Annotated in this window: 14 protein-coding genes; 9 read left to right on the forward strand and 5 right to left on the reverse strand. The window is 61.7% G+C overall.

The genetic code is table 11. From position 1 onward, the window contains the following. Positions 1-11 precede the first annotated feature (11 nt). The 7 genes from fliQ to AC1DUY_RS13675 all read left to right on the forward strand — a co-directional run bounded on the left by fliQ (position 12) and on the right by AC1DUY_RS13675 (position 7,899). Entirely contained in the window at positions 12-275 is a 264-nt protein-coding gene (gene fliQ, locus AC1DUY_RS13645) for a flagellar biosynthesis protein FliQ (RefSeq protein ID WP_068735669.1), read from the forward strand. A gap of 13 nt (positions 276-288) precedes the next feature. Next, complete coding sequence (gene fliR / locus AC1DUY_RS13650) at positions 289-1,059, forward strand: flagellar biosynthetic protein FliR (RefSeq protein WP_068735671.1); 771 nt, start codon at positions 289-291, stop codon at positions 1,057-1,059. Between the two features lie 10 nt (positions 1,060-1,069). Next, on the forward strand, positions 1,070-2,143 hold the full coding sequence (gene flhB / locus AC1DUY_RS13655; protein ID WP_093756615.1) for a flagellar biosynthesis protein FlhB: 1,074 nt from the start codon (positions 1,070-1,072) through the stop codon (positions 2,141-2,143). Positions 2,144-2,303: 160 nt separating this feature from the next. Continuing rightward, positions 2,304-4,877 (forward strand): cell cycle histidine kinase CckA, encoded by a 2,574-nt coding sequence (gene cckA, locus AC1DUY_RS13660; RefSeq protein ID WP_478114892.1) that lies wholly within the window; start codon positions 2,304-2,306, stop codon positions 4,875-4,877. Positions 4,878-5,092: 215 nt separating this feature from the next. Further along, positions 5,093-6,130 carry a Tim44 domain-containing protein gene (locus AC1DUY_RS13665; RefSeq protein WP_439073058.1) on the forward strand — a complete coding sequence of 346 codons (1,038 nt, stop codon included), beginning with the start codon at positions 5,093-5,095 and terminating at the stop codon, positions 6,128-6,130. Between the two features lie 190 nt (positions 6,131-6,320). After that, positions 6,321-7,010, forward strand: a complete 690-nt coding sequence (locus AC1DUY_RS13670) for a lectin (RefSeq protein ID WP_478114894.1) — start codon at positions 6,321-6,323, stop codon at positions 7,008-7,010. 181 nt (positions 7,011-7,191) lie between these two features. Beyond that, the gene (locus AC1DUY_RS13675; protein ID WP_478114896.1) at positions 7,192-7,899 is read left to right on the forward strand and encodes a glutathione S-transferase; all 708 of its coding nucleotides are present in this window, start codon (positions 7,192-7,194) and stop codon (positions 7,897-7,899) included. 19 nt (positions 7,900-7,918) lie between these two features. Here AC1DUY_RS13675 and AC1DUY_RS13680 read toward each other — a convergent pair whose 3' ends face one another. The 3 genes from AC1DUY_RS13680 to AC1DUY_RS13690 all read right to left on the reverse strand — a co-directional run bounded on the left by AC1DUY_RS13680 (position 7,919) and on the right by AC1DUY_RS13690 (position 9,497). Beyond that, positions 7,919-8,593: a methyltransferase family protein gene (locus AC1DUY_RS13680; RefSeq protein WP_478114898.1), complete on the reverse strand. Its 675-nt coding sequence runs from the start codon at positions 8,591-8,593 to the stop codon at positions 7,919-7,921. A 103-nt stretch (positions 8,594-8,696) separates the two neighbouring features. Further along, positions 8,697-8,867, reverse strand: coding sequence for a hypothetical protein (locus tag AC1DUY_RS13685; RefSeq protein ID WP_170849544.1), 171 nt, complete (start codon positions 8,865-8,867; stop codon positions 8,697-8,699). Between the two features lie 156 nt (positions 8,868-9,023). Then, positions 9,024-9,497, reverse strand: coding sequence for a hypothetical protein (locus AC1DUY_RS13690; protein WP_231079917.1), 474 nt, complete (start codon positions 9,495-9,497; stop codon positions 9,024-9,026). A gap of 201 nt (positions 9,498-9,698) precedes the next feature. On the opposite strand from AC1DUY_RS13690, the gene AC1DUY_RS13695 reads away from it, so the two are divergent. Next, the gene (locus AC1DUY_RS13695) at positions 9,699-11,351 is read left to right on the forward strand and encodes a fumarate hydratase (protein ID WP_439059325.1); all 1,653 of its coding nucleotides are present in this window, start codon (positions 9,699-9,701) and stop codon (positions 11,349-11,351) included. A 115-nt stretch (positions 11,352-11,466) separates the two neighbouring features. Continuing rightward, positions 11,467-12,141, forward strand: coding sequence for a DUF429 domain-containing protein (locus AC1DUY_RS13700; RefSeq protein WP_478114900.1), 675 nt, complete (start codon positions 11,467-11,469; stop codon positions 12,139-12,141). A 61-nt stretch (positions 12,142-12,202) separates the two neighbouring features. On the opposite strand, the gene AC1DUY_RS13705 is transcribed toward AC1DUY_RS13700, so the two are convergent. Beyond that, the gene (locus tag AC1DUY_RS13705; RefSeq protein ID WP_089265163.1) at positions 12,203-12,769 is read right to left on the reverse strand and encodes a helix-turn-helix domain-containing protein; all 567 of its coding nucleotides are present in this window, start codon (positions 12,767-12,769) and stop codon (positions 12,203-12,205) included. A 109-nt stretch (positions 12,770-12,878) separates the two neighbouring features. Continuing rightward, positions 12,879-13,868 carry an SH3 domain-containing protein gene (locus tag AC1DUY_RS13710; RefSeq protein ID WP_478114901.1) on the reverse strand — a complete coding sequence of 330 codons (990 nt, stop codon included), beginning with the start codon at positions 13,866-13,868 and terminating at the stop codon, positions 12,879-12,881. Positions 13,869-14,262: the final 394 nt, after the last annotated feature.

The following is a 14,262-nucleotide window of genomic DNA, read 5'->3' on the forward strand; positions in this document are numbered from 1 at the left end:
GGATTACTGCAATGACCGGCCCCGAAACTCTCGACGTTGCCCGCGATGCGATCTGGACGATTGTGATCGTGTCCGGTCCGCTGATGGTCGTGGGCCTCCTGGTCGGCGTCGTCGTGTCGCTGGTGCAGGCGCTGACCCAGATCCAGGAACAGTCGCTGGTCTTCGTGCCGAAGATTCTTGCGGTCTTTGCCACCATGATGCTGACGCTCCCGTTCATGGGGGACGCATTGTCGAGCTACATGTTGCGGATATCGTCGCGAATCATCGGGGGGTGATGCACAATCCCGTATGCGCATCGATGTCTCGCTTCTGCCCGCTCTCGCCGCTGCCTTCATGCTGGCCTTCGCCCGCATCGGTACGATGGTGATGTTGATGCCGGGCTTTGGCGAAACCAACATTCCCGCACGGGCCAAGCTATCGATCGCATTGGGACTGACCCTTCTCATGCTGCCGGCGCATCGCGGCGCCTATAACGTCGATATGGGATCGATCGTGCCGATGCTGGTTCTGCTGGTGCATGAGATCATCATCGGCGTCGTGCTCGGCGCCACCGCGCGCGTCACGCTGTCGGCGCTGCAGGTCGCCGGATCGATCATCGCGCAGCAACTCGGTCTCGGCTTCGTCACCTCGGTGGATCCGACGCAGGGTCAGCAGGGCGTGCTGATCGGCAATTTTCTCACGATGCTCGGCATCACGATGCTGTTCGCCACCGATACGCATCACCTCGTGATCGCCGCCATTAATGACAGCTACAAGATTTTCGCGCCCGGCGAGATCATGTCGACGGGCGACGTGGCGAAGCTCGCGACCAATGCCTTCGCGGCGGCCTTCAAGATCGGCACGCAGCTTGCTGCGCCTTTCCTGGTGTTCGGCCTCGTCTTCAACATGGGGCTTGGCGTGCTGGCACGGCTGATGCCGCAGATGCAGGTCTATTTCGTCGGTGTACCGCTTTCGATCATGATCGGATTCCTGATCTTCGCCGTTGTGCTCGCAACCATGATGGGGACCTACCTCGAATACGTCACCGGCGTCATGCAGCAAATGATGCCGCGGATATAGGGGCGCGCGGATGGCCGACGACGATTCCGAGAAGACACATGACCCCACGCAAAAAAAGCTCGACGATGCCCACGAACGCGGCGACGTAGCCAAAAGCCAGGAGGTCAATACCTGGTTCCTGCTGGCGGGTGCGACGCTGGTCTTGTCGACCTTCAACGGCTCGGTCGGCGGCGGGCTGCAAACGCCGCTTAAAAATCTTCTGCAAAATTCCTGGATGATACGGACTGACGGGCCCGGACTTTTGATGCTGGCCAAGAGCCTCTGCATGTCCATTTTGTCCACCATGGGCATGCCGATCCTGTTTCTCGTGATCGCCGCGCTCGCGGGCAATCTGATCCAGCACCGGCTGGTGTTTTCCACCGAAGGTCTGGTGCCCAAGTTCAGCAAGCTGTCGCCGATGGAAGGCGCCAAGCGTGTCTTCGGCAAGCAGGCGCTAGCCAATTTCCTGAAGGGCCTGTTCAAGCTCGTCCTGCTCGGCGCCGTGATGTGCGCGGTGCTGTGGCCCGAGCGTTTTCGTCTCGATGCGCTGATCCATATCGATCCGTCGGCGATCCTTGGCATCACCACATCGCTGACACTGCAGCTGATGGGTTCGGTAGTGGCGATGCTCGCCTTCGTCGCCATTGCCGACTTCTTCTTCCAGTACCGCACCTGGTACGAGAAGCTGAAGATGTCGCTGCAGGAAGTGAAGGAAGAATACAAGCAGTCCGAGGGTGACCCCCACATCAAGGGCAAGATCAAGCAGCTGCGTCAGCAGAACATGAAGAAGCGCATGATGGCAGCGGTGCCGAAGGCGTCGGTGATCATCACTAACCCGACGCACTACGCCGTGGCGCTGTCTTATGAGCGCGGCATGACCGCGCCGATCTGCGTCGCCAAAGGCGTCGACAACATCGCGCTGAAGATCAGGGAGGTTGCCGGCAAGCACGATATTCCGATCGTCGAGAACGTGCCGCTGGCGCGCGCGCTTTACGCCACCGTCGAGATCGACGAGGAAATTCCGGGCGAACACTACCATGCGGTGGCCGAAGTCATTGGCTACGTCATGGGCCTGAAGCGCGGCCTGTCCGGGCGCCCGTCATGATTCAGGGAAGGGCCGGGCAAGGGGCCGGGAACGTGTTGCGAATCGGCGGATTGGAAGCGAATAGGCCGACGCGGCGCTTGCGTAAGGCCAGCCGATTGATGCACTCAGGAGGCGCGCAAACCCGCGCTGCCGCAACTGCCAACAGGCGACGAACCGTCCGATGACTGCCGAGACCGACCACGATCGCCAATCGATGACGGCGCAGAATCCGGTTCTGCACGAGCCGGCCCGGCGCAGCGGCAGCATCGTGCTGGTGCTGCTGATTGCCGCCGCGATCATCGCCTGCGCCGTGGCATTCATGACTCTCGGCCGCGCCCAGGCGCAGCCTTATATTCTGGGCCTGCTGGCGCTGCTGGCGATGGTCGGCCTGTTCGTTTTGTTCGCCTTTGCCGCCGGTATTGTCCGCTTTGCCGATCGCACCTCCGACGATCCGATCATGCGCACCGTGGCCGATCACGCCTTTGACGGTATCGCGGTCACCGATGCGCGGGGCCATGTGGTCTATGCCAATGCTGCCTATCTCACATTGACCGGCGCGGCCTCCGCACAGGATGCGCGACCGGTCGAGCGCGTCTTCATCGGTAATCCGGATGTCTCCGAAGCCGTCTTCCGCCTGCTGAAGGCTGCCCGCGAGGGCAAGCGCCAGCAGGAGGAAGTCCGTGTCGCAGCGCCCGACGGCAGCCACGGCCGCTGGCTGCGCATGCGCGTGCGTCCACTGGGTGAGGGCAAGCGCGAGGCCAAATCCACGGTGTGGTCGGTGGCCGATATTTCCCGCGATCGGCAACGCCAGGAAGACGTGTTCCAGGAATTGCAGCACGCCATCGAATATCTGGATCACGCGCCTTGCGGCTTCTTCTCGGTCAACCCAAAGGGCGAGCTGGTCTACGTCAACGCCACACTGGCGAACTGGCTCGATCACGATCTTGCCGAGATCGGCTCCGGCGGTCTGAAGCTGACCGACATCGTCTCCGGTGACGGCGCCTCGTTGCTGACATCCATTGTGCCGATGCCCGGCGAAGTCAAAACCGAAGTCTTCGACATCGACCTGCGCATGCGCAACGGCAAGACCATGCCGGTGCGTCTCTATCACAAGCTCGCTTTCGGCGCCGACGGCGTGCCCGGAGCATCGCGCACCCTCGTCATCAGCCGCGCCCGCGACGAGCGCTCGGATCCGCAGCGTGCTGCCGAAGTGCGCTTCATGCGCTTCTTCGACCATACGCCGATGGCGATCGCGACGGTGGACCGCGACGGCACCGTGGTGCGCGGCAATGCCCGTTTCGCCAAACTGGCGCAGAGCCTCAACACATCGGGCGCCGTCAACAAGTCGATCCTGGCCGCCGTCAGCGACCGCGACCGCAACCAGCTCGTCGCGGCCATCGGCCACGCCGCCCAGGGGCAGGGCGATATCCCGCCGGTGGAAGCGCTGCTGGAAGGCGCCAAGGAACGCTGGGGACAGTTCTTTGTCACCGCCGTGGAGGAGAACGAGCGCGAGACCGAAGCCGCCATCGTCTACATGCTGGAGACCACCGAGCGCCGCACGCTCGAGAACCAGGTCAACCAGGCGCAGAAGATGGACACCATCGGCCAGTTGGCCGGCGGCATCGCGCACGATTTCAACAACGTGCTCTCCGCCATCATGATGGCCAACGACTTCCTGCTGAACGCGCACAAGCCGACCGATCCGTCGTTCCAGGACATCATGCAGATCAAGCAGAACGCGACGCGCGCGGCGACGCTGGTGCGCCAGTTGCTCGCATTCTCGCGCCGCCAGACGCTGCGCCCGACGGTGCTCAATCTTGGCGACGCGCTCTCGGATATCGATCTGCTGCTGAAGCGCCTGATCGGCGAGAAGGTCAAACTCGAAGTCGTGCACGGCCGCGATCTGTGGCCGGTGAAGGTCGACATCTCGCAATTCGAGCAGGTGATCGTGAATCTCGCGGTCAATGCGCGCGACGCGATGCCAGACGGCGGCGCGTTGACCGTGCGCACCGTCAACGTCTCTGCCGAGGATGCCGGGCGGCTGTCCTATAAGGGTATGCCGCCATCAGATTATGTGCGCATCGATGTCAGCGATACCGGCACCGGTATTCCCGCCGACATCGTCGAGAAGATCTTCGAGCCGTTCTTCTCCACCAAGGATGTCGGTAAGGGCACTGGCCTCGGCCTCTCAACGGTCTACGGCATCGTCAAGCAGACTGGTGGTTTCGTTTATGTCGATTCCGAGCCCGGCAAAGGCACCACGTTCCGTATCTTCCTGCCGCGCCATCATCAGGAAAAGGAAGTCGCTCCCGATCCGGCGATCGCAGCCGCCGTCGCCGCCAAGGAAGCCGCTGCCGACGCCAAGCCGCGCGCGGACCTGACCGGACAGGGCACCATCCTGCTGGTCGAGGACGAAGAGGGCCTGCGCGCGCTGAACGCCCGCGGTCTGCGCTCGCGCGGTTACACGGTGGTCGAAGCCGGCAACGGCGTCGAGGCGATGGAGCTATTCGACGAACAGAACGGTGCCATTGATCTTGTGGTGTCCGACGTGGTGATGCCGGAGATGGACGGACCGACGCTGCTGAAGGAGATGCGCGCCCGCAATGCGGATATTCGCATCATCTTCGTGTCAGGTTACGCCGAGGAAGCCTTCGAAAAGAGCCTGCCGGAAAACCAGCAATTCGCCTTCCTGGCCAAGCCGTTCGCCCTGAGCGCGCTGATTGCCAAGGTCAAGGAGACCATGGCGCCGAATTAACGGAGCGCCGGTGGCAATACCATCCTGCCTTCTAATGCGCATTCACCCCGCAATGCAGCATAAGTGTTTGAAAGCAAGATGACTCTTGCGCCAAAGGTTCAATGACGAGCCGCGACCGAGGGCCGCAGCGTTTACCCTCGAACGGTGCTTCCCTTTTAGGCTGGGGTAGCCATGTTAGGCGTGTTTTCCCCCTGCCGGGGATTGAGGGAATGACCATGACTTTCACGTTCAGCATGCGCGGCGTCGTCAAGACGATGGCCGTCGTCCTTTCGCTGGCGATGCCGCTCACAATTGCAATCTCCTCTGCCGACGCCCGCGTTGGCGGTGGCAGCAGCTCGGGCTCGCGCGGCAACCGCACGTTCTCGGCCCCGCCGAGCACGTCGACGGCGCCTAACGCGGCTCAGCCGTTCAACCGCACCATGCAGCAGCCGGGTTCGCCCGGCATGAACAGCGCGACCACGGGCGCAGCCAGCAAGGGCGGTTTCTTCAACCGTCCGGGCATGGGCATGCTCGGCGGCCTTGCCGCCGGCTTCCTCGGCGCAGGCCTGCTCGGCATGCTGTTCGGCGGYGGTCTGTTCAGCGGCCTCGGCGGTATCTCGTCGATCATCGGCCTGCTGCTGCAGGTCGGCCTGATCATCATCGTCGTCCGCCTCGCGATGTCCTGGTGGCAGCGTCGCAACCAGACGGCGTCGGCCTATGCCGGTCCGGCCAACTCGGCCTATACCGGCCCGGCCAATGGTCCCGACCAGAACCAGGCGCACATGAACCAGGCGCAGCCGGGTTATGGCGCGCAGCCGACCCAGCGCAGTGGCCTCGGTGGCTTTGGTTTCGGCGGCGGCTCGAATGACAAGCCGATCGAGATCGCACCGCAGGATTACGAAGCTTTCGAGAAGTTGCTCAGCGACGTACAGGCCGCCTGGTCGAACGAAGATGTCGAGAAGCTCGGCAAACTGTCGACGCCGGAAATGGTGTCGTACTTCGCCAAGGATCTCGCCGAGAACAAGGCGCGCAACGACATCAACAAGGTGTCGGATGTGAAGTTGCTGCAGGGCGACCTGGCGGAAGCCTGGCGCGAAGGCGACACCGACTATGCGAGCGTCGCGATGCGCTTTTCGCTGGTCGACAAGACGCTGGAGCGTGGCACCAACCGTCTGGTGGCTGGCAGCGAAACGCCGATCGAAGCGACCGAGATCTGGACCTTCGTGCGTCCGCGCGGCGCCGCTTGGGAACTGTCGGCGATCCAGCAGGCGTAAGCCTTGCGTCATCGAAATCGGACAAGCGCCGCGGATCATTCCGCGGCGCTTTTTTGTTGGCTCCATGCGTGTGCTTTGCACAGCGATGATCTCACAAGAGAGCGGGAATAATCCGCCGGATGATGTGTTGGTCAGTTGCGTTCCATCGCGACTGGCGTTGCGTGGCTAAAAAAACAAATTGGAGGAATCGATGCCCACTATTCTCTCGACCATGACCCGTCTCGGCCTATGCGCCGGTGCTGTGGCCGTCTCGCTCGCAGCAACGTCGCCATCGTTCGCGCAGGGCGCGGATACCAGCTTCTTCGTCACCAGCAATGGCATCGGCAATGGCGGCAATCTCGGTGGCCTCGCCGGTGCTGACAATCACTGCCAGACGCTGGCGCAGGCTGCAGGCGCGGGCGCCAAGACATGGCGCGCTTATCTCTCGACGCAGGCCGTCGACGGCAAGCCTGCGATCAATGCCAAGGACCGGATCGGCAACGGGCCGTGGAAGAATGCCAAGGGCGTCGTCGTCGCCAAGGATGTCGCTGACCTGCACGGCGCCAGCAACAACCTCTCCAAGCAGACCTCCCTCAGCGAGAAGGGCGAGGTCATCAATGGCCGCGGCGATACGCCGAATCGCCATGACGTGCTGACCGGCTCGCAGGCCGATGGCACCGCCTTCGCCGCCGGCGAGGATCGCACCTGCAAGAACTGGACGAGCAGCACCCAGGGGGCCGCCATGGTCGGTCATATCGATCGTACGGGGCTGAACGAAGAACCGCCGTCCAAGTCATGGAACACCTCGCATCCGTCGCGCGGCCCCGATGGCGGCTGCTCGCAGAACGACCTGAAGAGCACCGGCGGCGACGGTCTGCTGTACTGCTTCGCCTCGAATTGAGTCCCATTGCGATAGACGAGCAGCAACACCCACCGCCATGGCCGGCCTGTCCCGGCCATGGCGCGTTTTGCGGCGATAGCTGGACGACGGTGCGGAGTTCTCGCCGGACCAGCGCGGCGAACGAATTCCGCGGTGAACAGTTACCCTGGCACCCCTGACGCGACATTCGGCGAGGTTTCGCATGCGATATGAGCTGTATTACTGGCCGACGATCCAGGGCCGCGGCGAATTCGTGCGCCTGGCGCTCGAAGATGCCGGCGCGGACTACCGAGATATGGCGCGCGGCAAGGGCGGCATGGCCGCAATGACCAGGATGCTCGACAGCAAGAAAGGCATTCCGCCATTCGCGCCGCCATTCCTCAAGGCGGGCAGTATGGTGATCGGCCAGACTGCCAACATCCTGTTCTACCTCGGCCCACGTCACGGTCTAGCGCCGAAGTCCGAAGCGGCGCGACTGCAACTGCATGAACTCCAGCTCACGATCACCGATTTCATCGCCGAAGTGCACGACACCCATCACCCGATCGGCGTGTCGCTCTATTACGAGGATCAGAAAGGCCCGGCCAAAAAGCGCAGCGCTGAATTCCTGAAAGAGCGCGTGCCGAAATATCTCGGCTATTTCGAGCGGATATTAAAAGCCAGCGATGGCGCCTATGTCACCGGCCGCAAGGCGACCTATGTCGATCTGTCACTGTTCCAGATCGTTGAAGGACTGCGCTACGCATTTCCGAAACGCATGAAAAAATTCGAGCGGGAGATTCCGGGCCTAATCGATTTGCATAACCGCGTGGCGGTTCGCCCGAACATCAAGGCCTATCTCGACAGCGACCGCCGCATTGCCTTCAATAAGGACGGCATCTTCCGGCACTACAAGGCACTGGATAAATAGCGCAGCTCGCGTGGCGGGGTTACCAGAGCCCCGGACACAGACGATAGCGGACGCGCGTCGTATAGTCGGTGTAACCGGGGAGACCGTCCCGTAAGGTACGCTCTTCGGCCGTCGTGCGCCATGCGAACAGCACGGCCATGATCAGCGTCAGTGCGGCACTCCACCACGAGCCAAGCCAGAGGGATGTGCCGAGGAAAAACAGGATGGCGCCGCTATACATGGGATGACGCACGAGATGATACGGACCGGTATCGATGACGTGCTGGCCGCGGTCGCGTTGAAGCTTGATGACCGGTGCGGCGAAACTGTTTTCGCGCAGTACCCAGAATGAGATTGCCATTCCCGTGAGTGCGAGTGCCGTACCCGCGACCTGGACGCCAACGGTCATTTGCGAAAGACCGAAGCGCTGATCCAGCCCCGCAACGATCAGCCAGACCAGTGCCACGGTAAAGAACGCCACCATGAAGACGCGGTCCGCTGTGGGCTGCCCCTGCTGTACGACGGGGCGCATGCGTTCTTCAAACAGCGCGGGATCGATCTGGATCAGCCACAGGCCGCCGCCAAGGCCGAGCAGGATCATGAAGAGCAGAAATGACCACGCCGCCGGCCATTGCCAGGTCCCGGCGGCGGTGAATAAAACAGCGCCGATCACGCCGAACCAGACCAGCGTCCGTATCACGAGACGAACGATCATGCCGAACCCCTAAGCTGCGCATCCGATACCAGATTCGCGGCAGTGATGGGGCAGGCCTCGCGTCAACGCGACCGGCGGCTGGTTTCTGTCCGACGGTGCCGAGTTAAGCGAGCTGATCGATCCGGGTGCCCTGGCCGGGCGGCAGTGCTGCGCGCGGTGGGGGCGGCGCGGTGCGGCTGTCGTTGTCGTCGTTCTTCTTCGGCTCCGGCGGCTTTGCCTCGATCGGCTTTACCTCAGCGACCGGTGGTGCGCTGCTCACGCTTGAAACGCTCATTACAAATTCCCTGTTTCCAACTTTTGCAGTCGGACAATGGGGTGTGCGCCAACAAGGAGTTGGTAAATCAGGCGCTGCAATTTGCAGCAATCGGGGCGGATCGGAAACGGTGGTAAACGCGCCGTCCAGGACTTCACTACAATTGAAACGAAATACTCATTCGTCCTTGCCGCGGGAGATCGTGATGTTCGCCGATGTTTTGTTGCGGGTGCAGCGCAGGTCGAGCCGGCGATAGCGCAGCTTCACGTCGTCGCCGCGGAAAATCCCCATGCGGCCGAGACATCGCGTGGTGCCCTTCACCGTATCCGGCTTGGGGATTGTGAAGATGACGGCTGCCGCACTGGCGACGAGATCGGTGAAGGCTGGCGCCGGCTTGCGAGTCGCGGATGCCGCGTAAAGCTCGTTGCTGAAATTGCGGCTGGCGCAGCCAAGTCGCAACTGCTTCGCCGCCGGATGCGACAGGTAGATCACATTGGCTGCGGTGCGCCCGACGCTGAGCCCGTCGATCTGGCTCTTGAGCTGCCGCGCGAGATCATCGCAGCGGTCGGCGCGGGCAGGCGAGGCGACAAGGGTCACGGTGGCGAGCAGCGCCACAGCCGAAAAAATGCCGCGCAGGCGGTCGATGGACATTCCAGATTCTCCTCAATCCCCGGTCGCACTGAAACGCGGGACGCCACTTTATGCAAGGCGCGGCGGGCGCAGCCGGTTACTGCTGGAACGGGGGGATTATCCCCGCGATTGCGGGCCTGTCCCCCTGTTTTGAACCCTTCAAAACTGTCCGGAAACCGCCTACAAGGGCCTCAAATCCCCTCCCTTTTTGAGGCCCCATCCATGAACGCTCCCACCGCTTTCCCCGACCAGAAGCCCGTCCCGCCCTACAAGCACACTCCGCTGTTTCCGCTGGGCGCAGACACCACCCCCTACAAGAAGGTCACCACCGAGGGCGTGCGGGTCGAGAAAGTGCTGGGTAGGGACATGCTGGTGGTGTCGCGGGATGCGCTGAAGGCGCTCTCGGAGGCCGCGTTCGGCGACATCAACCACTATCTGCGCCCCGGCCATCTGCAGCAGCTGCGCAATATCCTGGACGACAGCGAAGCCAGCCCGAATGACAAGTTCGTGGCCTTCGACTTCCTCAAGAACGCGAACATCGCTGCCGGCGGCGTGCTGCCGATGTGCCAGGACACCGGCACGGCGATCATCATGGGCAAGAAGGGCTGCAACGTCATCACCGATGGCGACGATGAGGCGGCACTCTCGGAAGGCGCCCGCGACGCCTATCTGCGCCGCAACCTGCGCTATTCGCAGGTCGCGCCGCTGACCATGTATGAAGAGAAGAACACGGCCAACAACATGCCGGCACAGTGCGAGATCTATGCCGAGGGCGACGACGCCTACAAGTTCATGTTCATGGCCAAGGGCGGCGGCTCCGCCAACAAGAGCTTCCTGTTCCAGGCGACGCCGTCCGTTCTGACCAAGGATCGTCTGCTCGCTTTCCTCAAGGAAAAGATCATGACGCTGGGCACCGCTGCGTGCCCGCCCTATCACCTCGCCATCGTCATCGGTGGCACCTCGGCCGAGCTCTGCATGAAGACCGTGAAGCTCGCTTCCGCGCGTTACCTCGATGCGCTGCCCACGCAAGGTTCGCCGGACGGCAATGCGTTCCGCGATCTGGAGATGGAGCAGGAAATCCTCAAGATGACGCAGTCGTCCGGCGTCGGCGCGCAGTTCGGCGGCAAGTATTTCTGCCACGATGTCCGCGTCATCCGCCTGCCGCGCCACGGTGCGTCATTGCCCATCGGCCTCGGCGTGTCCTGCTCGGCGGATCGTCAGGTACTTGGCAAGATCACCAAGGACGGCGTCTATCTCGAAGAGCTTGAGCATAACCCCGCGCAGTATCTGCCACAGGTCGAACAGGCGCTCGGCGGCGAAGTGGTGAAGATTGATCTCAACCAGCCGATGAAGGACATTCTGGCGACGCTGTCGAACTACCCAACCAAGACGCGCCTGTCGCTGACCGGCACCATGATCGTCGCGCGCGACTCGGCGCATGCCAAGCTGCGCGATCGCCTCGAGAAGGGCGAGCCGCTACCAGATTACTTCAAGAACCACCCGGTCTATTACGCCGGCCCTGCCAAGACCCCGGAAGGCTACGCCTCCGGCGCGTTCGGCCCGACCACGGCCGGCCGCATGGATTCTTTCGTCGATCAGTTCCAGGCAGCGGGTGGCTCCATGGTGATGGTTGCCAAGGGCAACCGCGCTGTCGCCGTGCGCGAAGCCTGCAAGAAGCATGGCGGCTTCTATCTCGGCTCCATCGGTGGCTCGGCGGCAAATCTCGCCGAACACTGCATCAAGAAGGTCGAGGTGGTCGAGTATCCCGAACTCGGCATGGAAGCGATCTGGCGCATCGACGTCGTGGATTTCCCGGCCTTCATCATTATCGACGACAAGGGCAACGACTTCTTCAAGGAATTGAACCTCGGTTGATGCTGCGACCTCTTGGCGTCATTGCGAGCGCAGCGAAGCAATCCAGAAAGCTACAAGCGAAGACCGGATTGCTTCGTCGCAAGATGCTCCTCGCAATGACGGCTGAGAGGATGTCGTGACCTTCATTGGCCTCGATGGTTTCAATCAAGGCTGGGTCGCCGTCACACTCGACGGCGACCACCGCTCCATCGATTTCATCAGCGATATCTCCTGGCTTGCGACGCAGCGCTTTGCCCGTGCGGCCATCGATATTCCCATCGGTCTCGGCGATGACGGTGTGCGCAGCTGCGATCGGCTAGCGCGCAAGAAGCTCAGTCCGCATGGTTCGCGCGTATTCTCCGGTGGGCGCCGCTGGCTGTGGCAGGAGTTCAGCGATCCCGACCTCGCCAACGCGGAGGCCGAGAGGCGCGGGCAGAAGAAAGTCTCGCGCCAGCTCTGGCATCTCGGACCGAAGATCATGGAGGTCGACGGCTTCGTGCGGGAACAGCGCGATCTCGATATCCGCGAATCTCACCCTGAGCTCGTGTTTCTTCGTCTGAACGGCGATGCGCCGCTGCCGTCCAAACATGCGGAGGAGGGACTCGCGCTGCGCCGTCATCTGCTGCTGGCGAATGGCTTCAGCGAGATCGACGACTGGCTCACTGCCAGGCGCATACGCACCGGTGCAAAGCGGGATGATGTGCTCGATGCCTGCGCGGTGGCGCTGGCCGCGCGCGATTGCGTGGGCTGTCTGCCGGAAGGCAATGCACCGCGCGATGCGCTGGGCGTGCCACAGCAAATCTGGGTCTAGTTGAAGATCGTCAATTGATTCTCACACTGTGGGAGCAATTGACTGCTGGCGCTTACGTGGCTCAATCCTCCACGTCGCGCACGACTCCTTTCGAGTTCATGAGCGCATGCGTTCCCATGAACTTGATCAAGATCATTTCGATTGTGTTACAAAGATTGGGATCTTCAATTGCCAAGAATGATCCACGTTCGACGAGCGGCGCCTTGAACCAAAATCGAGTTTGATGATCTTTTACGCGGCGCCGTACATTGGTTCTGGATTTCCCAACGTAAACAGGACGTCCAGTAATATCATAGAACGCGTAAACGCCTCCAGCCTCTGGAATAGTTTCAAGATCGTAGGGGCTGAAGTCGGTCCACTCATGACCCGATACCTGAGCCTCGGTTTCGATTTGCTTTTCAATAATCTCAGGAACTTTTTGATTTAAAGCTTCTGAGATTTTTTTGCGGGTAGACTCTCGGGGATACCTCGTGTTGCCCTTATAGATATTCCAGATGCCTGGGTACGAGATTTTGGTTTTATCGGCCAATTCCTGGATGGACATCTTCTGTTCTGCCATCTGAACTCGAAGCCAGTCTCCAAACAGTTCAGTCTCGCCCTCAGTCTCTTCGCTCGACATGTCGGTCATTTGTTTCTCCCTTTAGCTTGTGTAGCAGAGGAAGATTGCTGCGCCTATCGGGTCTCTTGCAGCGGGGGATCGATGCACGGGATGACACATAAGAACCAATGGGACAGGTCTAACTGCAATTCGTCACCTGGCTCGAGCATAGCCGTCGCCACCAGCCGCGCACGCCGTCGTGGCTCTCCACCAGTGCCCAGAAGCCGCTGCAGGCGAGAACGCGCCTAGGGCCACCGTCGGCGCTGATCTCGCTGCCACCTTCGCCTTTGGCCGGCGTCCACTGCGCGTCCACATGCGGCGCCTGGAACAGTCCGCCCATCCGCGTGTCGCCATTGGCATACTGCGCGCCGACCTTGCTGGCTGAGACCCAGCCGCGGCCGCCATAGGGCTTTGGATGATTGCGCGGATAGCTGCTCTCGTCCTCATATTCCTTGCCGGGCGGCGCTGCGCCTTCGATCAGGAACCAGCCATCCTTGAAGCCGATGATGGAAAATTCCGTCAGCCAGCCTCCGTCAGGCACGTTCTCACCTTTGCTCTTGAATTTGTAGGGCGGCGGCAGTGTGCCGAGCACCTTGGCCTTCGTCGATGGCCCGGCGCGCACATTCAATCCGTTGGGGTCGCGGTCGGTCGACCAGCCATGGATATCGCAGGGAATGGCGCCATCCGGCAGCGTGCCGCGCGTCTTCAGCAATTCGGCGTGGAGTTGGCGATATTCCGCATCGTCATGCGCAGCGCTCAGTACACGCGGGATGTTGCTGTTCAGCGTGACGTCACGCGAGCGCAGCTCGGCTGACAGGGCGGTCAGCTTGCCGTCGCTGCGCGCGAGTTTTGCGACCAGCATCTCACCGGCATCGAAGGCGCTCGCTGGCGTCTTCGGATCGTTGGCGCCAGCTGGATAGATCGCGACATATCCGACCGGCGCCTGCGGATCGGACATGTCGACATGAAACGCCTGACCGGCCACGCGGTCCGGCGGCACGAAAGCCCAGGCGCTCGCAAACCACTCCGGTGTCTCCTGCGATAGCAGCTCCGGTGGTGGCGTCAGCGGTTGCGCAAAGGCGGTGCCGGCGCAGATGAGGCCGGCGATCAGGATGGCGATTCGGGTCATGGTTTTGTGTCGCGGCGCCAGCGATTTGGTTCGACAAAACGCGACTCAGGCTTGCAGCAACCCCGCTGAATTTCGGTCCGTGCGCGGGACTCGATTCTCCGGTGACTCGCAAGGATGCAGAGGAAAAAGAAAAGCGGTGACGACTCAGGCGGCGCTGTTCCAATAGGGATCAGACTGCAGACGAATTCGAGGCCGCGCCATGTTGGATGCTCTGAAGCTGAATGTGACGGTGGTGACCTTGTTGGCCGCGGCCAGTGCCGTCAACGGGATCATGTTTTATCAGTATCTGTGACGAATTGTTCACATCGGCATGCGGCCTCTCCGCATCCGGTTTTTGTGTTTGAACCTTTTCGCCGGCCACGCACCTCATCCCAGGGGTGGCAAACCGGAGTGT

This window comes from Tardiphaga sp. P4_G1 (assembly GCF_056401215.1).

Coding starts and splice junctions, on each gene's coding strand:
- cckA (WP_478114892.1), top strand. CDS start 2,304: ATGACTGCCGAGACCGACCACGATCGCCAATCGATGACGGCGCAGAAT.
- AC1DUY_RS13695 (WP_439059325.1), top strand. CDS start 9,699: ATGAACGCTCCCACCGCTTTCCCCGACCAGAAGCCCGTCCCGCCCTAC.
- flhB (WP_093756615.1), top strand. CDS start 1,070: ATGGCCGACGACGATTCCGAGAAGACACATGACCCCACGCAAAAAAAG.
- AC1DUY_RS13675 (WP_478114896.1), top strand. CDS start 7,192: ATGCGATATGAGCTGTATTACTGGCCGACGATCCAGGGCCGCGGCGAA.
- AC1DUY_RS13710 (WP_478114901.1), bottom strand. CDS start 13,868: ATGACCCGAATCGCCATCCTGATCGCCGGCCTCATCTGCGCCGGCACC.
- AC1DUY_RS13705 (WP_089265163.1), bottom strand. CDS start 12,769: ATGACCGACATGTCGAGCGAAGAGACTGAGGGCGAGACTGAACTGTTT.
- fliQ (WP_068735669.1), top strand. CDS start 12: ATGACCGGCCCCGAAACTCTCGACGTTGCCCGCGATGCGATCTGGACG.
- AC1DUY_RS13685 (WP_170849544.1), bottom strand. CDS start 8,867: ATGAGCGTTTCAAGCGTGAGCAGCGCACCACCGGTCGCTGAGGTAAAG.
- AC1DUY_RS13670 (WP_478114894.1), top strand. CDS start 6,321: ATGCCCACTATTCTCTCGACCATGACCCGTCTCGGCCTATGCGCCGGT.
- AC1DUY_RS13680 (WP_478114898.1), bottom strand. CDS start 8,593: ATGATCGTTCGTCTCGTGATACGGACGCTGGTCTGGTTCGGCGTGATC.
- fliR (WP_068735671.1), top strand. CDS start 289: ATGCGCATCGATGTCTCGCTTCTGCCCGCTCTCGCCGCTGCCTTCATG.
- AC1DUY_RS13690 (WP_231079917.1), bottom strand. CDS start 9,497: ATGTCCATCGACCGCCTGCGCGGCATTTTTTCGGCTGTGGCGCTGCTC.